Genomic DNA, 19400 nt, shown 5'->3' on the forward strand with positions numbered 1-19400 from the left:
CCGCTAAGCCCCCGCTCCCCCCGCCCGCACCAGCCCCGTCTCATACGCGAGAACCACCGCCTGGACGCGGTCCCGGAGGTTCAGCTTGGTGAGGATGCGGCCCACATGCGTCTTGACCGTGGCCTCGGAGAGGACCAGCCGCGCCGCGATCTCACCGTTCGACAGGCCCTGGGCGACCAGCAGCAGCACCTCCCGCTCCCGGTCCGTCAGCCGGCCCAGCTCGGGCCGGGACGGCTCGGCGGACGTGGCGGGCATCAACGGCGTGAAGCGGTCGAGGAGCCTGCGGGTGGTGGACGGTGCGACGACCGCGTCACCGCTCTGCACCGCGCGGATCGCCGCGAGCAGGTCACTGGGCGGCACGTCCTTGAGCATGAAGCCGCTGGCCCCGGCCTTCAGCGCGGAGAAGGCGTATTCGTCCAGGTCGAAGGTGGTCAGGATGAGCACCTTCGGGCCGCCTTCCGGCTGTCCGCCCGCGCAGATCCGACGGGTGGTCTCCACCCCGTCCAGATGCGGCATCCGGACGTCCATGAGGATCACATCGACCTGGGTGGCGCGCAGCACCTCCAGCGCCTCGACCCCGTTCCCCGCCTCCGCGACGACTTCCATGTCCGGCTGCGCGGCCAGCACCATCCGGAATCCGGTGCGCAGCAGCACCTGGTCGTCGACGAGCATCACGCGGATGGTCATGGCAGGGGGTTCCCTTCGAGCACGGTGGAACTGAGCGTACGGGGTGGTGCGGTGGGGTCGCTGGTGGGCATCGGGGCAGGGGCGCACCGGGGCGGCGGGGGCGCGGCGGCGCTCATCGGGCCGGTTTGAGCGGGAGTACGGCGCTGATCCGGAAGCCGCCGCCCGCCCGCGGCCCCGCGGTCAGGCTGCCGCCGACCATGCCGACCCGCTCCCGCATGCCGATCAGGCCGTGGCCGAGGCCGTCCGCCCCGCCCTCCTCGTAGAGCTCCTGTTGCGCGCCGCGCCCGTCGTCCTCGACGAGCAGTTCGAGGTCCTCGTCCCGGTAGGAGACGCGGACGGTCGCGCCGACGTCGGGGCCGCCGTGTTTGCGGGTGTTGGTGAGGGCTTCCTGGACGATGCGGTACACGGTCAGTGCCACGCTGCTCGGCAGCTCCCGCGGCTCGCCCTCGACCCGGAAGTCCACCGGCAGGCCCGCGCCGCGCACCTGGTCCATGAGGTCCTCAAGCTGTTCGACGCCGGGCTGCGGCACGTACTCGCCGCCCTCGGACTGTTCGCCGGTGCGCAGTACGCCCAGCAGCCGGCGCATCTCGGCCAGCGCCTGGCGCCCCGTGCCGGAGATCGTCTCCAGGGCCTGCCGGGTCTGGTCGGGGGCGGCGTCGAGGACGTATGCGGCACCGTCGGCCTGGACGACCATCACCGAGACGTTGTGGGCGACGACATCGTGCAGTTCGCGGGCGATCCGGGCGCGCTCGGCCGCGACCGCGATCCGGGACTGCGCCTCGCGCTCCTTCTCCAGCCGGGCGGCCCGCTCCTCCAGCTGCGCCCAGTAGGCGCGGCGGGTGCGCATGGAGTCGCCGAGCACCCAGGCCAGGACGAACGGCACGGTGAGCAGGCCGACCAACACGAGGTTCAGCGACAGCGGCCGGTACTCGTCCTCGTACGCATAGCGCCAGAACGTCAGGGCCGGGCTCACAAGGGCACCGGCGAGGGCACAGCGGGAGGCCCAGCGGGGGACGGTGGGTGCGGACGCCACGGTGTAGGCGATCACGAGCATCGCGAAGTCGCTGATGTTGGGCTCAATACCGAAGATCAGTTGGCCCGCGCCGATGGCGGCCGTCAGCAGCAGCATCGGCACGGGGGCCTTGCGGCGCAGCGCCACCACCAGGCAGAGGCCGACGGCGAAGACCGCGGCAACGGCCGTACGCATGCCTCGGGGCCCATCGCTCGCGACCCACAGGGTGCTGAACCCGAGGAGCGCGAACGCCCAGAAGGAGTCCACTCCCGTCGGGTGCCTGCGGAGGAAGTCGTAGAGGCGCTGCACGTAACCCAGCGTAGGCAACGCATATAGGTGTACGAGTCAACCGGAGGGTCGATCCTGTTGCGCCGGGCCTACTCCCCAAGGTGGAGATGTGCTGCCCCACCTCGCGCGGGCAGCGGCCCGACCTGCACCGCTGCCCGTATGGGCGGGCCGGCGTCCGCCCGTACCGTGGGGCAGATGACGAACGAGTGGTGCGGGTGGCGCGAGGCCACCCAGCGGGCGCTGTACGGACCGGACGAGGGCTTCTACACCCGGCCCGGTGGCCCCGGCCCGGCCGGGCACTTCCGTACCTCCGTGCATGCCTCCCCGCTCTACGCGGGCGCCGTCGCCACCCTGCTGTGCCGGGTCGATGCCGCGCTCGGTCATCCCGGGGAGCTGGCGCTGGTCGATGTGGGCGCGGGCCGCGGTGAGCTGCTGACGGGCGTGCTGGACGCGCTGCCCGGCGAGGTGGCCGCGCGGCTGCGTCCGTACGCGGTCGAGCGTGCCGCGCGCCCCGAGGGCCTCGACGCGCGGATCTGCTGGCGGCGCGAGCTGCCCGCGCCGGGCTCGGTCACCGGGCTGCTGTTCGCGAACGAATGGCTCGACAACGTGCCGGTCGAGGTGGTCGAGACGGATACGGACGGGGTGCCGCGCCGGGTGCTGGTACGCGCCGACGGTACGGAGCGGCTGGGCGAGCCGGTGGACGGCGCGGACGCGGAGTGGCTGCGCCGGTGGTGGGCGCCGCCGGCCCGGGAGGCCGCCGGCGGCGCCGCTTCCTCCCCCGGGCTGCGCGCCGAGATCGGCCGCCCCCGGGACGAGGCCTGGGCGCGGGCCGTGGGCACGCTGCGCGCCGGGCTCGCGGTCGCCGCCGACTACGCGCACGAGCGGGGCGACCGTCCGCCCTTCGGCACCCTCACCGGCTTCCGCGACGGCCGCGAGGTGCCTCCCGTGCCGGACGGCAGCTGCGACATCACGGCGCATGTGGCGCTGGACGCCTGTGCCGGGCCGTCGGCGGAGCGGCTGACCCAGCGCGAGGCGCTGCATGCCCTGGGGGTGGACGGCCGCCGGCCGCCGCTCGCCCTGGCCGCCACCGACCCGTCCGGGTACGTACGGGCCCTCAGCGCGGCCGGGGCGGCGGCGGAGCTGACCGATCCGGGCGGCCTCGGCGGCTTCGGCTGGCTCCTGGAGCCGGTGGGCACCGCGTGCGCGGGGCTTCTCAGGTAGTGGGACGCCCGAGGCCTCCGCGGTCCGCCGGCCGGGCGTCCTGCGAGACTGTTCCCATGACGGAGACGACGGTCGGCATCGGCGGCGCGGCGGAGAGCACCGACATGGTGCTGAACATCGGCCCGCAGCATCCCTCGACGCACGGCGTGCTGCGGCTGCGCCTCGTCCTGGACGGCGAGCGCATCCAGCACGCCGAGCCGGTGATCGGCTACATGCACCGCGGCGCCGAGAAGCTCTTCGAGGCGCGCGACTACCGCCAGATCATCATGCTCGCCAACCGGCACGACTGGCTGTCGGCGTTCTCCAACGAGCTGGGCGTGGTGCTGGCCGTCGAGCGGATGCTGGGCATGGAGGTGCCCGAGCGCGCCGTCTGGCTGCGGACGCTGCTCGCCGAGCTGAACCGCGTGCTGAACCATCTGATGTTCCTCGGCTCGTACCCCCTGGAGCTCGGCGGCATCACGCCCGTCTTCCATGCCTTCCGCGAACGGGAGGAGCTCCAGGCCGTCATGGAGGAGATCTCCGGCGGCCGGATGCACTACATGTTCAACCGCGTCGGCGGCCTCAAGGAGGACCTGCCGGCGGGCTGGCTCGGCCGGGCCCGGCACGCCGTTGCCGAGGTGCGCTCCCGGATGGACGTCTTCGACAACCTGGTCCTGGGCAACGAGATCTTCCGCGGCCGTACCCGCGGGATCGGGGTGCTCACGCCGGAGACGGTGCACGGCTACGGCGTCTCCGGACCGATCGCCCGCGCCTCCGGTGTGGACTTCGATCTGCGGCGCGACGAGCCGTATCTGGCGTACGGGGAGCTGCAGTCCACGCTGAAGGTCGTCACCCGCGAGGAGGGCGACTGTCTGGCCCGCTTCGAGTGCCTGCTGGAGCAGAGCCACAATGCGCTCGATCTCGCGGACGCCTGCCTGGACCGGATCGCGGAGCTGCCGCCGGGGCCGGTCAACCAACGCCTGCCCAAGGTGCTGAAGGCCCCCGAGGGCACGACCTACGCCTGGACCGAGAACCCCCTGGGCATCAACGGCTACTACCTCGTCTCCAAGGGCGACAAGACGCCCTACCGCCTCAAGCTGCGCTCGGCGTCGTTCAACAACATCCAGGCGCTGGTGGAGCTGCTGCCGGGCACCTTGGTCGCCGATATGGTCGCCATCCTCGGCTCGTTGTTCTTCGTCGTCGGGGACATCGACAAGTAGGCGCCGACCGGGCGGGGCCCGCTGCCCCGCCGGGGATTCCGGATCCGCCTCCAGGGGGCGACAGCCTTGCCCTGCGCACATCGTCCACACCCTGTGGACGGCAGCGGCCGCTCACCCCTGCCCGAGGGCGGCGTCCGCCGGCGGGCCGGGTGGCCGTCCGCCCAGAGCGCCGAACGGCCCCGGAGCGCCGGTCGGCTCCGGGGCCGCGCGGCGGCTGCGGGCGGTCAGGAGATGGCGCTGCGCAGTCCGCCGAGGTCGAGCTGCTCGGTCTCGTCGTGTGCGGTCAGATCGATGACCTCGCCGGTGCCGGTGGTCGTGTCCCCCTCGGCGCGCTCGCCGTCGGCCGCGGCGCTCTTGGCGGACGGCTGCTCACGGGCCGAGTGCTCGGCGACGGCCTCGTCCCCGACGACGTCCGCCAGATCCTCCTCCCGCGGTGCGGTCAGCTCCCGGGGGCCGGCGTCGGTCGCGTTGCCGAAGAAGTCGAAGCCGCCCTGGGCACGGGACGCGGCCGGGCGGGACGGGGCGATGACAGCGGAGGCGGCCGCGGCCGGAACCGGACGGAGCGCGGGTTTGGCGGCGTCGGCCGTGCGGCCGGACGCTGCCGCGCCGGTGCGCGGTGCGGCGTCCGCCGAGGCCTTCCCCCGGCCGTTCTCACCGTCCTGGGCCTCGCGGCCGGAGGGCTCCTCGGGCCGGGCAGCCGCCTCGGGCCGGGCAGCCGCTTCGCTCCGGGCGTCCCGCACGGCGCGCGCGGCCTTCTGGGCGGTGCGCTGGCGGGCGGCGTTCCGGGCGAGCCGGCGGAGCGCCTGATCGGCCTGCGCATAGGTCGCCGGCGCCGGGCGGTCCGCATCCGTGGCGGGCTCGCGCCGGGCCGGGACCGGGGTCTCGCCTGCCCGGACGGAGGCGAAGGTGCGGGGACGGTCGTCGGCGGCCGGCAGGGCGCGGGAGGGGGCAGCCGCCTCGATGGCGAGCAGCCGACGGCCCTCCAGCGCGCTGGCCCGCTCGGTCTCGGCGGTGGCGTAACGGCGCAGCAGGTCGGCGTGTTCGCTGCGCAGCCGGGCCAATTCGGCGCGCTTGGCGCGGAGTTTGGTGTCCTGGGTGGCGCGGAGCTCGCGGGCTTCCTCGATGTCCGTTTCGAGTTCGGCGATCCGCTCCTCGGTGCGCCACTCGTCGCGCACTCGGGCGCGGGTGAGTTCGGCAACCTGGCGGCCGGCCTGTCGGTCCCAGGTCCGCAGCAGCACCGCGCCGGTGAGTGCGGCGGCCGCCGCGCCCGCGGCGAGCACCCGTTGCACCAGGTCGTCGCCGACGAACCACGCGCCCGCGGCGCAGGCGATCGACGCACCGGCGACCGTCGCGGGAGGAAGCAGCCGGTGGAGGGGTGGTGATTGGCGGTGGCGTCCTCGTGGCATGGCCAGAAACTTACCGTGCGTGCGGGATCTATGGGGCCGCGCTCACGAATCCGTTTCCCGCTGGTTACTTCTTCACGGGGCCTGTGGAGGCTGCCTATGCCGACACATACCCACCGGCTCGCGAAACTTCCGGTCCCGCACTCCGCACCCGATGGGCGCATGCGCGTCGCGTCGATTTAGTGGATTTACCAGGCAGGAGAGGAACTTCGATGGTACCCGGCGGCGAATTCCCCGGTGCCGCGAAGGCGTTCCGGGTCGCCGCCTCACCCGCCGTCGGCACCCCGGGACCCCGCGCGGCCCGGCGGGCTCCGTCACCACATCACCGTCGGACCGACACCACCGGAGGCAACGGTTCCACCGTGCTGCCGCACCGATTCCAGGGAAGGAATTCGGCACGCAGGGAGGCGAATTCCGCACCGCCCTCGATCCGGCTCTTCTACGGCGCCGGTTCCCACCGCGCACGCGGGGCCGTTGAGCGGAACCCGGGTGCGGCAGGCGGGCACCGGAATGATCTTGGAGAAATGGAGTGCGGATCCGGCGTCACACCACCGAGTTCACTCCGCCATTGCCCTTGCCGTCGTCCTCCGGCAGCTTGCACACCCGCTCCAGGAAGAGCGCCGCGACGACCACCGCCGCCCCGGCGAGCACCGACAGACCGGCGTAGATCGCCTGGTCCCGGCGGGGTCCGACATCGAGTCCCGAGGACAGCAAGAAGACGCCGACACCGCCGTACAGCCCGGCCACCAGCGACGAGACCAGCGCGCTCGCCTGCCCGAAGACCACCGCGCGGGCAGCCACCAGCGGATCGACGCCCTTCGCGCCCGGCCGGCGCTCACGCTGCTCGCGCAGCCGCGCCCGCAGCGAGAAGGCGGTCGCCCCGAGCACCGAGGCGAGCAGCGCCAGCACGATCGGCGCCGCCACCGGCACGCTCGGGAGGGTGCCGAACGCGTCCCACAGCCGGGCGCCGCCCCAGGCCAGCACCCCGGCCACCAGAAACAGCCCGACCAGCACCTTGATGTGTAGCTGCTTCACCGAGCGCTCGCCCTTCGCACCGTCATGGCCATCCCTCGTCACGACCACCTCTGACGATATGGCCGCCTTGTCGGTTTCGTATGGATGCATCCCGCGGAGAACCGACCCGCAACCCTAACGGCTATTCGGGCAGCCGAAGTTCCAGGTCCGCCCGCGGCGCGACCCCCTCGCGGCCGACCGCCGACAGCAGGGCGGCCACCGCGCCGTGCCCGGGAACCTCCGCCTCCGGGTCGATGTCGAGCCACGGCGCCAGTACGAAGGCGCGCTGATGGGCCCGCGGGTGCGGCAGCGTCAGCCCGGGGTCGTCGGAGACCACGCCCTGGTACGCCAGGATGTCGACGTCGATCGTGCGCGGGCCCCAGCGCTCGTCGCGGACCCGCTCGAAGGCCTCCTCGATCGCCTGCCCGCGCTCCAGGAGGGAGGCCGGCGGCAGCGTCGTCTTGATCAGCACCACGGCGTTGAAGTACGTCGGCTGGGATCCGGGCGCCACGCCCCACGGCTCGGTCTCGTAGACCGGCGAGACGGCCTTGACCCGCAGGCCGGGGGTGTCCTCCAGCGCATCGACGGCGCCCTGGAGGATCTCCAGGCGGTTGCCGAGGTTGCTGCCCAGGGAGATCACGGCGTGTTTGGGGTTGGACAGCGTCACATCCGCGGCGTCCACCTGCTCCACCACCGAGGCGGGCACCGGCTGCACGGTCGGGTCACCGAAGTCCGTGCGCGGCTGCGACGTCCCGTCGGCGGTGATGGTCGGGTGGCGGGTGGGCTTCATACTCGGCTCCGAGTGATAGTGATGGTCACGTCGTCGAAGGGGACGGTGATCGGCGCGTCCGGCTTGTGCACCACCACCTCCACCTGCTGCACACCCCCGTGCTTGAGGCACTGGTCGGCGATGCGCTCGGCCAGGGTTTCGATGAGGTCGACGGGCTCGCCCTGCACGACAGCCACCACCTCCTCGGCCACAACGCCGTAGTGCACGGTCTTCGCGAGATCGTCGCTGGCCGCCGCCTCGCGGGTGTCCAGGCCGAGGACCACGTCGACGATGAAGGTCTGGCCTTCCTCGCGCTCACGGGGAAACGCCCCGTGGTGGCCTCGGGCCCTCAGCCCAAGCAGCGCGACACGATCCACGCGAATCACTCCCACTGGTCCACGGCACCTTGGGCGCCACTGTTCGTCGGATTCCGGGCAGGCACCGGAGCGATCCGGCAACACTGCCCCGCCGTCGAATCTACCTTCGAGCACCGACAGTCCTCGCCCACGGGGGCTATGGACAAGACCCCGCACCTCCTGCTAGGCGCCGCCCTGTGGGACAGCGACCGACAGGCCGGGAGATCGTCCGCGCGGCCCTCTTACCCCCCTGCCCACGCCCCACCCCTACCCGTGCCGCACTTGGCTCGAACGGGTGCGCCCTCGCCCGGATGGCTGACGCCCGACGGTGGCGGCGGGGCGGGCCGCCACCGTCCCCACAAGGGCGCACGGCATGGCAAGGCTCACACCCCGCGCCCCGCACCGGCTCGCACGCCCGGTGCCCGCCCCCTGAGCGCCCTCAGAGGGCGCCCTCGGTGCCCTCGCCCTCGTCCGGCCCCCCGGGCCCCTCTTCGTCCTCGTCCTCGTCGTCACGGTCCGCCAGTACCGGCGACCCGTGGTGTGACCACACCCGCCAGCCGTCCTCGGTCCGCCGGAAGACATTGGTCGCCACGACCAGCTGGCCGATCAGCGGGCCCACCGAGCCGTCGTCCTCGGCGGGGCCGCCGCTGAGGATGTTCTCGGTGCAGGTCACCAGCGCGGTGTCACCGATGACATCGATCTCCACGTCCGTGAGAAAGAACTGGATGTACTCGGTGTTCGCCATGATCAGGGCGTACGAGCGGAGGACCTCCCCGCGCCCGCGCAGCACCGGCCACCCGGGGTGGACCACGCTCACCTGGCCGTCCAGCCACAACTCGGACAACGCTTCATGATCGCCGCGCTCGATGGTCTCGTACAGGGTCGTGTTCGCCTGCTCGACCAGCTCGATGTCCGTCTGTGGGCCCAAGCCGCTCACACCGTTCCCGTCGTGTTCACCGTCATGGAGCCGGCGTCCGCCGCTGCCACCGCGCCCTCCACGGCACGGGCCACCCGTACCGCATCCGCGCTCGCCCTGACCTCGTGCACCCGCACCGCCCAGGCCCCCTCTCGCGCCACGATCGCCGACACCGCCGCCGTCGCGGCGTCCCGCTCCCGGGCCGGCGGTGGAGCGGCTCCCGCACCGCCTGCCAGCACCCTTCCCAGGAACCGTTTCCTCGATGCGGCCACCAGCAACGGACGGCCCAGCGCGCGCAGCCGCGCCAAGTGGGCGACCAGCGCGAGATCGTGCTCGGCCTCCTTGGCGAAGCCCAGGCCGGGGTCGAGGACGATCCGGTCCGGATCGACCCCGCCGGACACCGCGCGCTCCATGCTCCGCGCCAGCTCGTCGACGACCTCGGCGACCACGTCCCCGTAGACGGCACGGTTGTTCATGTCGATGGACTGGCCGCGCCAGTGCATCACCACGAACGGGACGTGGTGCGCCGCCACCACGGGCACCATCGCCGGATCGGCGGCGCCCCCGCTGACGTCGTTGACCAGGCGCGCTCCGGCCTCGACGGCCTGCTCGGCGACCGAGGCGCGCATGGTGTCGACGGAGACCACGACACCGGCCGCGGCCAGCTCCCGGACGACCGGAACCACCCGGCGCAGCTCCTCGGCCTCGTCCACCCGCGCCGCGCCCGGACGGGTCGACTCACCGCCCACGTCCACCATGTCGGCACCCTGCGCCACCAGGTCGAGGCCGTGTTTGACCGCGAGTTCGGTGTCGAACCAGTCACCGCCGTCGGAGAACGAATCGGGCGTCACATTGACGACGCCCAGCACCGCGCAGCGGTCCCAGTCCGGCAGTCCGGCCACCCGGCCACGCAAGGTACTCATGGCACCAGCGTAGGCCGTGTGCCGACCGGCCGGATTGCGGCCGTCGCCGGGAGGACGGCGGGGGCGCCGGGCCGCCGCACGCCGTACGGCGCGGCCCCCTCCGACGGCCCCGGGACCGGGCCCGTCAGGCCACCCGCTCGACGGCCGGGGCGTCGACCGGCTCCGGCAGGTGCGCACACGGCTGCGGCTCGGCGGCCTTCCTGCGGCGCAGTACGCGCGGCAGGCTCAGCTCCAGATACCCCTCGGCCTGGAGCGCCGCCAGGCCGATCCGCGGGATGTCACGGCTGTTGCGGAAGACCACGAAGCGGGGCTCCCAGCGTGGCCGGAACTTGTCGTTGAACTTGTAGAGCGACTCGATCTGGTACCAGCGGGACAGGAAGATCAGCATGCCGCGCCAGATCCGGATGACCGGCCCCGCACCGAGCTTCTCGCCGCGCTCCAGGGAGGAGCGGAAGACCGCGAAGTTCAGCGACACCTGTTTGATCTTGAGGTCGGGGGCCGCCTGCAGCGCGGCCACGATCAGCAGCTCGTTCATCCCGGGGTCGGCGCTGCGGTCACGCCTCATCAGCTCCAGGGAGATGCCGCTGTCGCCCCAGGGCACGAAGTGCTGCATGGCTTTCAGATCCCCGTAGGGGCCCGGCTCCTCGCCCTCGCCCGCGGACAGATGCGCGGTGGCGATCACCGCGTCGCCATCGGCCACCGCGTCGATCCGGCCCAGCGCCATGGAGAAGCCGCGCTCGGTGTCGGTGTCCCGCCAGGCGTCCGCGGCCTGCTGAATCAGCGCCAGCTCGGCCGGCTCCAGATCGCGCACCCGGCGCACCTGCGTCCGGTAGCCGTTGCGCTCGATGCGCTTGACCATCTGCCGTACGTTGCGCATCGCACGGCCGGCGAGGGTGAAGTCGGCGACGTCCACGATCGCCTCGTCGCCCAGCTCCAGCGCGTCCATCCCGGTCTCCCGGGTCCACACCTGGCCGCCGGTCTCACTGCAGCCGGTGACCGCCGGGGTCCAGGAGTGCGCCCGGGCCTCCTCCATGAAGCGCTCGATGGCGCCCGGCCAGGCCTCGACGTCGCCTATCGGGTCGCCGCTGGCGAGCATCACCCCGGAGATCACCCGGTAGCAGACCGCGGCCTTGCCGGTCGGCGAGAAGACCGCGCCCTTGTCCCGGCGCAGCGCGAAGTAGCCCAGCGAGTCGCGGGCGCCGTGCTTGGCGAGCAGTTCGCGCAGCTGCCGCTCGTCGTCGTCGGTCAGCCGGGCCGCCGGGTGCTCGGGCCGGAAGGCGAGGTACGCGGTGGTGGCGACGGTCAGCAGGCCGAGCGCGCCCAGGGAGTAGCCGACGGTGTAGTCGACGTGGTGGGTGTAGCTGATCGGGCCCTCGAAGCCGAACAGGCCCCACAGGACGTGCTGGACGCGCTCCCACAGGGTGGGCGAGCCGACGGTCTTCGCGGGGTGGGAGCTGACGACGACCAGGCCGATGCCGAAGCTCGCGCCGCCGAGGACGACGAAGTTGGCGAGGGCCTTCCAGCGGCTGCGCGGATCGGGCAGGGCCGCGAATTCCCGCCGGTGGCGCACCAGGAACACCAGGAGCGCCATCGAGAGCGCCGCTCCGCAGACGGAGTGGCGGTACACCAGCTGCGCCGCGATCCCCACCGGGAGCAGCGCCACGGCCGCCATCCAGGCCCGCCGTTTACGCCGCTTGAGTCCATGGGCCAAAAGGAGCAGCAGGATGCCGACGACGATCGAGGCGGCCGCCGCCAGCGGGCTCACCGCACCCGGCAGCACCTCGGCCAGGGCGTGCATCCGGCTGTGCCGGAACCGTGCGAACACCCCGGACAGGAGGTTCAACAGACCGACGATCACGCCTGCGGTACCGACGACACCCGGCACCGCCTCGGGTCGCGGGCCGCGGAGCCAGCGTGGCGTTCGCCACGCAACCGTCTCCGACTTTTCGCCATCTAGCCTGTCAGACATCACTTTCCCGTCGCCCCGGTCGAGAGAACGTGCGAGCCTTGTCGCAGCATCTGGACTTTTTGCGCCCTGTATGACGGCGTTTCAGGGCTAGGGGTTCCACTAGCGGTACGGATGGCCCGGCCGCCCGGAAGAAAGCACCACATGGGTCTCACCAGCAAGAAAGTGCTGCTTCTTGCCGTCCTCGTCGCGGTGGCACTGTTCGTCCTCACGATTTGGCTCTGGCCCCGGCTGTCCAAGGGGAACTGGCGGGCCGTCCTCGGTCGCGTCGGGCTCCTGCTGGCGACCCAGCTCGCCGTATTCGCCTCCATCGGCCTGTACGCCAACAATTCCTTCGGTTTCTACGCGTCCTGGGCCGACCTGTTCGGCCAGGAGCAGGAGCCGGGCGTGGTCACGAATTACCAGACCGGACCGAACGGCACGAAGCTCCAGATGCTGGGCACGGAACGGATCAGCGTCAAGAACGGGGGCCGGCCGGCGTCCGGCGGCCGGATCGACAAGGTGCTGGTCAACGGCGAAAACTCCGGAATCGCCAGCCCCGCTTTCGTCTATCTGCCGCCGCAGTACTTCCAGAAGAAGTACGCCCACAAGACATTCCCGGCGGCCGTGGTGCTCACCGGCTACCCCGGCACCGCCGAGGCGCTCTACAAGAAGCTGCATTTCCCGCAGACCCAGCACAGCCTGCTCCAGCAGAACCGGATGCGGCCCACGGTCCTGGTCATGATGCGCCCGACCGTGGCTCCGCCGCGCGACACCGAGTGCATGGACATACCGAACGGCCCGCAGACCGAGACGTTCTTCACCAAGGACCTGCGCACGGACCTCACGGCGCACTACCGAATAGGGCGCGAGGCCAAGAGCTGGGGGGTCATCGGTGACTCCACCGGCGGCTACTGCGCGCTGAAGATGACGATGCGCCACCCCGACGCGTACTCCACCGCCGTGGCCCTCTCCGGCGCCTACAAGGCCCCCCGGGACGCCACCACCGGTGACCTCTTCGGCGGCAACCCGCAGCTGGAGCGGGAGAACAATCTGCTGTGGCGGCAGCGGCACCTGCCCGCTCCCCCGGTGAACCTGCTGGTCACCAGCAGCAAGCAGGGCGAGGGGAACTACCACCAGACGCTGCGGTTCATCCAGCAGACGAAGTCACCGAGCCGGATCTCGTCGATCATCCTCGACAGCGGCGGCCACAACTTCAACACCTGGCGCCGCGAGATCCCCGCCGCCCTGGAGTGGCTGGGCAACCACCTCAAGGCCTGACGCGCCACTGCCCGCGTACCACCGACGACGGCCGGGCCCCTGCTGTGCGGCAGGGGCCCGGCCGTCGGAGTATTCGGTGCCGCCGGCCTTCCACTGGCCGGCGCGGCGGGCCGTCCCGTGGCTCAGCGCCGCGGGCCCGTCCCGTCGCTCCGGGGCCGGTTAGCGGGCGAGTATCAGGCTCATCGCCTCGGCGCGCGTCGCGGCGTCGCGCAGCTGGCCGCGCACGGCCGAGGTCGTCGTCTTCGCCCCCGGCTTGCGCACCCCGCGCATCGTCATGCACATGTGCTCGCACTCGATGACGACGATCACGCCGCGCGGCTCCAGGATCTCCATCAGGGAGTCCGCGATCTGCGTGGTCAGCCGCTCCTGGACCTGCGGGCGCCGGGCGAACACATCGACCAGCCGCGCCAGCTTCGACAGACCGGTGATCTTCCCGTCCGCGGACGGGATGTAGCCGACGTGCGCCACCCCGACGAACGGCACCAGGTGATGTTCGCAGCTGGATACCAGTTCGATGTCCTTGACCAGCACCATCTCGTCGTGACCCAGGTCGAACGTGGTCGTCAGCACGTCCTCCGGCTTCTGCCACAGCCCGGCGAAGATCTCCTTGTACGCCCGTGCCACCCGCGCCGGCGTCTCCAGCAGTCCCTCGCGGTCGGGGTCCTCACCCACCGCGATGAGCAGCTCGCGGACGGCGTTCTCGGCGCGCTTCTCGTCGAAAGTGCCGAGCTTTCCGTCGACGTCCAGCGTCACAGGGTCGGTCATGTGGTGCCTCGTTCCTTCTGCGCCCGCTCGAAAATCGCGGAATGCCGCGCCCCCCAGGCTAAACCTGGAGGGCGCGGCAGATATTCCGGGGCCGGGGGCCCCACGGTGATCAGCTCTCGGGACGCTGCTCCTCGGGAGCCTCCGCCTTCTCCGTGGAGACGGTGGCGGTCGTCGTCACGGAGCCGTTGGCCGGACCCAGCTCCTTCGGCGACAGCACCGGCGGGCGGCTGGAGGGCGTACGGCGCGAGGAGCCGGTCCACGCCGGGCGGGCCGGGCGCTTGACCACGTGCTTGAAGAGCTCGGCGATCTCGTCCTTGTTGAGCGTCTCCTTCTCCAGGAGCGTCAGCACGAGGTTGTCGAGCACGTCGCGGTTCTCGACCAGGATCTCCCACGCCTCGTTGTGCGCGGTCTCGATGAGCTTCTTGACTTCCTCATCGACCAGCGCGGCGATCTCTTCCGAGTAGTCGCGCTGGTGACCCATCTCACGGCCCAGGAAGGGCTCGGAGTTGTCGGTGCCGAACTTGATCGCGCCGAGCCGCTCGGTCATGCCGTACTGCGTGACCATCGCGCGGGCCGTGGCGGTGGCCTTCTCGATGTCGTTCGCGGCGCCCGTGGTCGGGTCGTGGAAGACCAGCTCCTCCGCCGCGCGGCCGCCCAGCATGTACGCCAGCTGGTCGAGCATCTCGTTGCGGGTGGTGGAGTACTTGTCCTCGTCGGGCAGGACCATGGTGTAACCCAGGGCCCGGCCGCGGGACAGGATCGTGATCTTGTGGACCGGGTCGGAGTTGGGTGAGGCCGCCGCGACCAGGGCGTGTCCGCCCTCGTGGTACGCGGTGATCTTCTTCTCCTTGTCGGACATGATCCGGGTCCGCTTCTGCGGACCGGCCACGACGCGGTCGATCGCCTCGTCCAGGAAGTGGTTGTTGATCAGCTTCTCGTCGCTCCGGGCCGTCAGCAGCGCGGCCTCGTTGAGGACGTTCGACAGATCGGCACCGGTGAAGCCGGGGGTGCGCTTGGCGACGGCCGAGAGGTCGACGTCCGGGGCGACCGGCTTGCCCTTCTGGTGGACCTTGAGGATCTCCAGACGGCCCTGCAGGTCCGGACGGTCGACGGCGATCTGCCGGTCGAAACGGCCGGGGCGCAGCAGCGCCGGGTCGAGGATGTCCGGACGGTTCGTGGCGGCGATCAGGATCACGCCGCCCTTCACGTCGAAGCCGTCCATCTCGACCAGGAGCTGGTTGAGGGTCTGCTCGCGCTCGTCGTGGCCACCGCCCAGGCCCGCACCGCGGTGCCGGCCGACGGCGTCGATCTCGTCGACGAAGACGATCGCCGGGGCGTTCGCCTTGGCCTGCTCGAAGAGGTCACGGACACGGGAGGCACCGACACCGACGAACATCTCGACGAAGTCGGAACCGGAGATGGAGTAGAACGGGACGCCCGCCTCACCGGCGACGGCGCGCGCGAGCAGGGTCTTGCCCGTTCCGGGCGGGCCGTACAGCAGCACGCCCTTGGGGATCTTGGCACCCACGGCCTGGAACTTCGCCGGCTCCTGGAGGAACTCCTTGATCTCGTGGAGCTCCTCGACGGCCTCGTCCGACCCGGCGACGTCCGAGAACGTCGTCTTGGGGGTGTCCTTCGTGATCAGCTTCGCCTTCGACTTCCCGAAGTTCATCACCCGGGATCCACCGCCCTGCGCCTGGTTCATCAGGAACAGGAAGATGATGGGAAGGAGGATGAAGGGGAGCAGCGTGATCAGCACGCTGACGAACGGGTTCTGCTTCGACGGGGAGACCGTGTACCCGTCCTTGATCTCGCCGGTCTGGTACTTGGCCTGAAGGTTCTTCGCCACGTCGACGCCCTGGTCGCCGATGTAGCTCGCCTGGATCTTGTTGGAGCCGTCGATCTTGTTGGAGCCCGACAGCTCAATCTTGATCTTATTGTCGTCACCGGTCGTCAGCTCGGCGGATTTCACCTTGTTGTCAGCGATCGCCTTGACGACCTGACCGGTGTCCACCGTCTTGTAGCCGCCGGACGAGCCGACGACTTGCATCAACACGACCACGGCGAGGACGGCCAGCACGATCCACATGACCGGCCCACGGAAGTATCGCTTCACGTCCATCCATACGGAGCCGTAAAGGCCCCGTCCCTCCTGCCACAGTGAGGCACAACGCCCTCGGGAGGGCTGGTCGTGCGTACGGTGTATTACTGGCCCGAAAAAGAATTGCCTTCGGACGGTACCCCAGCATCGTCATCCGGCGCCTGCGCCGACAGTGAACATGCAGCCGAGGATTCTGCTCTCCCTGCTCCAACGGCGGGAAGCCCCGAAGGGTTCCCGCCGGGCCGCGGGAGCCTCCTCAGCCGCCGTAGACGTGCGGCGCGAGAGTACCGACGAACGGCAGATTCCGGTACTTCTCCGCAAAGTCCAGGCCGTACCCGACGACGAACTCGTTCGGGATGTCGAAGCCGATCCACTTCACATCGATCGCGACCTTGGCCGCGTCCGGCTTGCGCAGCAGGGTGCAGACCTCCAGCGAGGCCGGCTCCCGGGAGCCGAGGTTCGACAGCAGCCACGACAGCGTCAGGCCGGAGTCGATGATGTCCTCGACGATCAGGACGTGCTTGCCCTTGATGTCCGTGTCGAGGTCCTTGAGGATGCGGACCACACCGGAGGACTGGGTGCCCGCGCCGTAGGAGGACACGGCCATCCAGTCCATCGTGACGGGGGTGGACAGCGCGCGCGCCAGATCCGCCATCGCCATCACGGCCCCCTTGAGGACACCGACGATGAGCAGGTCCTTGCCCGCGTACTCCGCGTCGATCTTCGCGGCCAGCTCCGCCAGCTTCGCGTCGATCTCTTCCTTGCTGATGAGTACCGACTGAAGGTCGGAGCCCATGTCCTTGTCGTCCACCCGTGCCACTCTCGCTCGGTTCGGTGTTCGCGTCAGTCGTGAGACTTCGGATGCGGGGCAGCGTCTGCGGCTCAGCCCTGCCGGATGACCAGTCTGCCACCCTGCCGTCGCACACCCACTCGCCCGGGGAGGTTGATGGCTCCCTGGCCCCTCCAGGCCGTGATGAGCCGGTCCACTTCCTCGATGTGGCGGGCGAAGAGCGAACCGGCCGGTGAGCCGGCGGCGATGACGGCCCGGCGCAGCACCCGGCGGCGTACCGCGGGGGGCAGGGCGAACAGCGCGGCGACGTCGAGGGTGCCGGTCTCGTCGAGGACCGTGCCCTCGGCGTCGGCGGCCCAGGCGTCCAGGGCGTCGGCGTCGTCGCGGGAGAGCTGGGCGGTACGGGCCAGGGCCTCGACGACGCCCTTGCCGAGCGCCTTCTCCAGCGCGGGCAGGCCCTCGTGGCGCAGCCGGGAGCGGGTGTACGCGGGGTCCGAGTTGTGAGGGTCGTCCCAGACGGGGAGCGCCTGGATCAGACAGGCCTTACGGGCGGTCTGGCGGTCGACGTCCAGGAAGGGCCGGCGGTAGCGGCCGCCGCGTCCGCTGGTCGCGGCCATCCCGGAGAGCGAGCGGGTCCCGGAGCCGCGGGCGAGGCCGAGGAGCACCGTCTCGGCCTGGTCGTCGCGGGTGTGGCCGAGGAGGACGGCGCTGGCGCCGCAGCGCTCGGCGGTGGCGTCCAGGGCGGCGTAGCGGGCGTCCCGGGCGGCGGCCTCGGGGCCTCCCTCCCGTCGCCCGCCACCACCCCGATACGAGGCGCTGTGCGCCACCCTTGTCTTTTGGCCCACCGTGACGGCGACGACCTCTACCGGGTCGAGCCGCAGGGCTCGCAGCCGCAGGGCGACCTCGGCGGCACGGAGGTCCGAGCCCTCCTGCAGGCCGTGGTCGATGGTGACGCCCCCGGCGCGGACCCCGAGCTTGGGGGCCTCGAAGGCGAGAGCGGAGGCGAGCGCCATGGAATCGGCGCCGCCGGAGCAGGCGACGAGCACGAGCGGGGGCTGGTGCCGGTCCTGCGTGCAGTGGTGGGTGAGGACGTCGTGGAGTACGCGGCGGACCGCCAGGCGTATCGCGGCGACCGCTGGATGGGGACCCATGTCCGTTTCCAATCGTCAGCTGGGGAGCCTCGGGCCGTGAGGGGCGTTTTCGTCACACAGAGTGCCTAGATGGTGACAGAGGCGAGCGGTTCCCCGAGCATTGCACGCCTATCCATCCGTATCGGTCCCTCAGACGGGTGATTGAAGGGGCGCGCTACTGCCGCCCGGCGTGCCCAGCTCACGCCGTTCGCTTACGGTGCCCCGTCCGTCCTGCGGTGCACCCGCGCGATCCAGTCCGCCGGTTTGGCGATCTCTTGTTTGGTGGGCAGGGTGTTCGGCGACGTCCAGACGCGGTTGAAGCCGTCCATGCCGACCTCCTCGACGACCGCGCTGACGAACCGCTCGCCGTCGCGGTACTGCCGGAGTTTGGCGTCCAGGCCGAGCAGCTTGCGCAGCGCCTGGTCCAGCCGCCCGGCGCCACTGGCCCGGCGCTTTTGGAACTTCTCCCGGATCTCGGCGACGGTGGGCACGACATCGGGCCCCACGCCGTCCATCACGAAGTCGGCATGCCCCTCCAGCAGGGACATCACGGCGGTCAGCCGGCCGAGGATCTCGCGCTGCGCGGGCGTCTGGACGAGATCGACGAGGGAGCGGTCGTCCTCGCCCTCCTCGCCCTCGGGCTTGGCGCCGGCGAGCGACTGGGCGGCCTCGCGCAGCCGCTCCAGGAGGGCGCCGGGATCGATGTCCGTCTCACTGAGGAACGACTGGATCTCGCCCTCGATGTGGTCGCGCAGCCACGGGACGGCGGTGAACTGGGTGCGGTGGGTCTCCTCATGGAGGCACACCCACAGCCGGAAGTCGTGCGGGGCCACCTCCAGCTCGCGCTCGACGTGCACGATGTTCGGCGCGACGAGCAGCAGCCGGCCGCCCTGCGCCGCGGCCGGCAGATCCCGGGAGGCCGGGGCGAACGTCTCGTACTGGCCCAGGACCCGGGAGGCCAGGAACGACAGCAGCATGCCCAGCTCCACGCCCGTGACCTTGCCGCCGACCGCACCGAGCACCGCACCTCCGGGGACCGTCGAGCGGCGGTCCTCCATCTTGGCCAGCAGCGGCTTGAGCACGGCACGGAACCCGGCGACGTTCGCCCTGATCCAGCCGGGCCGGTCCACGACAAGGACCGGTGTGTCATGCGGTTCCTCGCCCGTCGCGTCGGGCTGTGCCAGGCGCGTGAAGGCACGGACATGCGCCTCGGAGGCCTTGGCGTGCTTGCGCAGCTCGGCGACGATCGCGCGTGCCTCGTCCCGGCTCACCTCAGGACCCGGCCGCACGAACCGGGTCGCGGTCGCCACCGCGAGATTCCAGTCGACCATCTCGGTTCCACCGATGCTCGTCATGAGTTCACCGTACGTGGGCGCCGAGGTCTTTGGCTCCCCCCACGTTGCGCTTTGCGGCGCCCCCCACGTTGTCGGCTTTCCCGCCGTGGTGGTTTGTCGCCGTTGCGCTTGGCGGCGCCCCCCACGTTGTCGGCTTACCCGCCGTGGGTGTTGTTCGCCGTTGCGCCTGCGGCGGGCGTGGGTTTGTCGGCTGCGGTGCCGCTCCTCCGGACTTCGTCCTGCGGCGCGGCCCCTCCCGTTGGGGG

17 protein-coding genes are annotated in these 19400 nt (G+C 71.2%); 3 read left to right on the plus strand and 14 right to left on the minus strand.

The features are described 5' to 3' along the window. Positions 1-3: 3 nt before the first annotated feature. Positions 4-687: a response regulator gene (locus EST54_RS28620; RefSeq protein ID WP_129250609.1), complete on the minus strand. Its 684-nt coding sequence runs from the start codon at positions 685-687 to the stop codon at positions 4-6. Positions 688-799: 112 nt separating this feature from the next. Next, positions 800-2008 carry a sensor histidine kinase gene (locus tag EST54_RS28625; protein ID WP_129250610.1) on the minus strand — a complete coding sequence of 403 codons (1209 nt, stop codon included), beginning with the start codon at positions 2006-2008 and terminating at the stop codon, positions 800-802. A 174-nt stretch (positions 2009-2182) separates the two neighbouring features. Here EST54_RS28625 and EST54_RS28630 point away from each other — a divergent pair, with 174 nt between their 5' ends. Together EST54_RS28630 and EST54_RS28635 are read left to right on the plus strand one after the other, a co-directional pair. After that, entirely contained in the window at positions 2183-3208 is a 1026-nt protein-coding gene (locus tag EST54_RS28630; RefSeq protein WP_129250611.1) for an SAM-dependent methyltransferase, read from the plus strand. Positions 3209-3264: 56 nt separating this feature from the next. Next, on the plus strand, positions 3265-4407 hold the full coding sequence (locus EST54_RS28635) for an NADH-quinone oxidoreductase subunit D (RefSeq protein WP_129250612.1): 1143 nt from the start codon (positions 3265-3267) through the stop codon (positions 4405-4407). A 224-nt stretch (positions 4408-4631) separates the two neighbouring features. On the opposite strand, the gene EST54_RS28640 is transcribed toward EST54_RS28635, so the two are convergent. The 7 genes from EST54_RS28640 to EST54_RS28670 form a co-directional block, all read right to left on the minus strand. Beyond that, the gene (locus EST54_RS28640; protein WP_239013142.1) at positions 4632-5813 is read right to left on the minus strand and encodes a hypothetical protein; all 1182 of its coding nucleotides are present in this window, start codon (positions 5811-5813) and stop codon (positions 4632-4634) included. A gap of 540 nt (positions 5814-6353) precedes the next feature. Further along, on the minus strand, positions 6354-6845 hold the full coding sequence (locus EST54_RS28645; RefSeq protein WP_129250613.1) for a DUF3180 domain-containing protein: 492 nt from the start codon (positions 6843-6845) through the stop codon (positions 6354-6356). Positions 6846-6966: 121 nt separating this feature from the next. Continuing rightward, positions 6967-7614, minus strand: a complete 648-nt coding sequence (folK, locus tag EST54_RS28650; protein ID WP_239013143.1) for a 2-amino-4-hydroxy-6-hydroxymethyldihydropteridine diphosphokinase — start codon at positions 7612-7614, stop codon at positions 6967-6969. Beyond that, complete coding sequence (gene folB / locus EST54_RS28655; protein ID WP_129250614.1) at positions 7611-7970, minus strand: dihydroneopterin aldolase; 360 nt, start codon at positions 7968-7970, stop codon at positions 7611-7613. The genes folK and folB overlap by 4 nt, the downstream gene beginning before the upstream one ends. 418 nt (positions 7971-8388) lie before the next feature. Continuing rightward, positions 8389-8877 carry a nuclear transport factor 2 family protein gene (locus tag EST54_RS28660; protein ID WP_129250615.1) on the minus strand — a complete coding sequence of 163 codons (489 nt, stop codon included), beginning with the start codon at positions 8875-8877 and terminating at the stop codon, positions 8389-8391. A gap of 5 nt (positions 8878-8882) precedes the next feature. Further along, entirely contained in the window at positions 8883-9788 is a 906-nt protein-coding gene (gene folP / locus EST54_RS28665; protein ID WP_239013144.1) for a dihydropteroate synthase, read from the minus strand. Positions 9789-9912: 124 nt separating this feature from the next. After that, complete coding sequence (locus tag EST54_RS28670; protein WP_167511621.1) at positions 9913-11757, minus strand: phosphatidylglycerol lysyltransferase domain-containing protein; 1845 nt, start codon at positions 11755-11757, stop codon at positions 9913-9915. 141 nt (positions 11758-11898) lie between these two features. Between EST54_RS28670 and EST54_RS28675 the strand changes: the two genes are divergently transcribed. Further along, positions 11899-13014 carry an alpha/beta hydrolase gene (locus EST54_RS28675; protein ID WP_129250617.1) on the plus strand — a complete coding sequence of 372 codons (1116 nt, stop codon included), beginning with the start codon at positions 11899-11901 and terminating at the stop codon, positions 13012-13014. 159 nt (positions 13015-13173) lie between these two features. Here EST54_RS28675 and folE read toward each other — a convergent pair whose 3' ends face one another. From folE to EST54_RS28700, 5 genes are all read right to left on the minus strand, one after another. Then, positions 13174-13779, minus strand: coding sequence for a GTP cyclohydrolase I FolE (folE, locus tag EST54_RS28680; protein ID WP_129250618.1), 606 nt, complete (start codon positions 13777-13779; stop codon positions 13174-13176). A gap of 109 nt (positions 13780-13888) precedes the next feature. Beyond that, positions 13889-15901, minus strand: a complete 2013-nt coding sequence (ftsH, locus tag EST54_RS28685; protein WP_129250619.1) for an ATP-dependent zinc metalloprotease FtsH — start codon at positions 15899-15901, stop codon at positions 13889-13891. A 235-nt stretch (positions 15902-16136) separates the two neighbouring features. Then, positions 16137-16676 carry a hypoxanthine phosphoribosyltransferase gene (hpt, locus tag EST54_RS28690; protein WP_006604044.1) on the minus strand — a complete coding sequence of 180 codons (540 nt, stop codon included), beginning with the start codon at positions 16674-16676 and terminating at the stop codon, positions 16137-16139. An 86-nt stretch (positions 16677-16762) separates the two neighbouring features. Then, the gene (tilS, locus tag EST54_RS28695; protein WP_129250620.1) at positions 16763-17821 is read right to left on the minus strand and encodes a tRNA lysidine(34) synthetase TilS; all 1059 of its coding nucleotides are present in this window, start codon (positions 17819-17821) and stop codon (positions 16763-16765) included. A 191-nt stretch (positions 17822-18012) separates the two neighbouring features. Next, complete coding sequence (locus EST54_RS28700) at positions 18013-19155, minus strand: zinc-dependent metalloprotease (RefSeq protein ID WP_006604046.1); 1143 nt, start codon at positions 19153-19155, stop codon at positions 18013-18015. Positions 19156-19400 lie beyond the last annotated feature (245 nt).

Origin of the sequence: Streptomyces sioyaensis (assembly GCF_004122735.1) — a bacterium.
Taxonomy (GTDB): domain Bacteria; phylum Actinomycetota; class Actinomycetes; order Streptomycetales; family Streptomycetaceae; genus Streptomyces; species Streptomyces sioyaensis.

Coding starts and splice junctions, on each gene's coding strand:
- EST54_RS28620 (WP_129250609.1), bottom strand. CDS start 687: ATGACCATCCGCGTGATGCTCGTCGACGACCAGGTGCTGCTGCGCACC.
- EST54_RS28630 (WP_129250611.1), top strand. CDS start 2,183: ATGACGAACGAGTGGTGCGGGTGGCGCGAGGCCACCCAGCGGGCGCTG.
- EST54_RS28635 (WP_129250612.1), top strand. CDS start 3,265: ATGACGGAGACGACGGTCGGCATCGGCGGCGCGGCGGAGAGCACCGAC.
- EST54_RS28640 (WP_239013142.1), bottom strand. CDS start 5,813: ATGCCACGAGGACGCCACCGCCAATCACCACCCCTCCACCGGCTGCTT.
- folK (WP_239013143.1), bottom strand. CDS start 7,614: ATGAAGCCCACCCGCCACCCGACCATCACCGCCGACGGGACGTCGCAG.
- folP (WP_239013144.1), bottom strand. CDS start 9,788: ATGAGTACCTTGCGTGGCCGGGTGGCCGGACTGCCGGACTGGGACCGC.
- EST54_RS28670 (WP_167511621.1), bottom strand. CDS start 11,757: ATGTCTGACAGGCTAGATGGCGAAAAGTCGGAGACGGTTGCGTGGCGA.
- EST54_RS28675 (WP_129250617.1), top strand. CDS start 11,899: ATGGGTCTCACCAGCAAGAAAGTGCTGCTTCTTGCCGTCCTCGTCGCG.
- folE (WP_129250618.1), bottom strand. CDS start 13,779: ATGACCGACCCTGTGACGCTGGACGTCGACGGAAAGCTCGGCACTTTC.
- ftsH (WP_129250619.1), bottom strand. CDS start 15,901: ATGGACGTGAAGCGATACTTCCGTGGGCCGGTCATGTGGATCGTGCTG.
- hpt (WP_006604044.1), bottom strand. CDS start 16,676: ATGGGCTCCGACCTTCAGTCGGTACTCATCAGCAAGGAAGAGATCGAC.
- tilS (WP_129250620.1), bottom strand. CDS start 17,821: ATGGGTCCCCATCCAGCGGTCGCCGCGATACGCCTGGCGGTCCGCCGC.
- EST54_RS28700 (WP_006604046.1), bottom strand. CDS start 19,155: ATGACGAGCATCGGTGGAACCGAGATGGTCGACTGGAATCTCGCGGTG.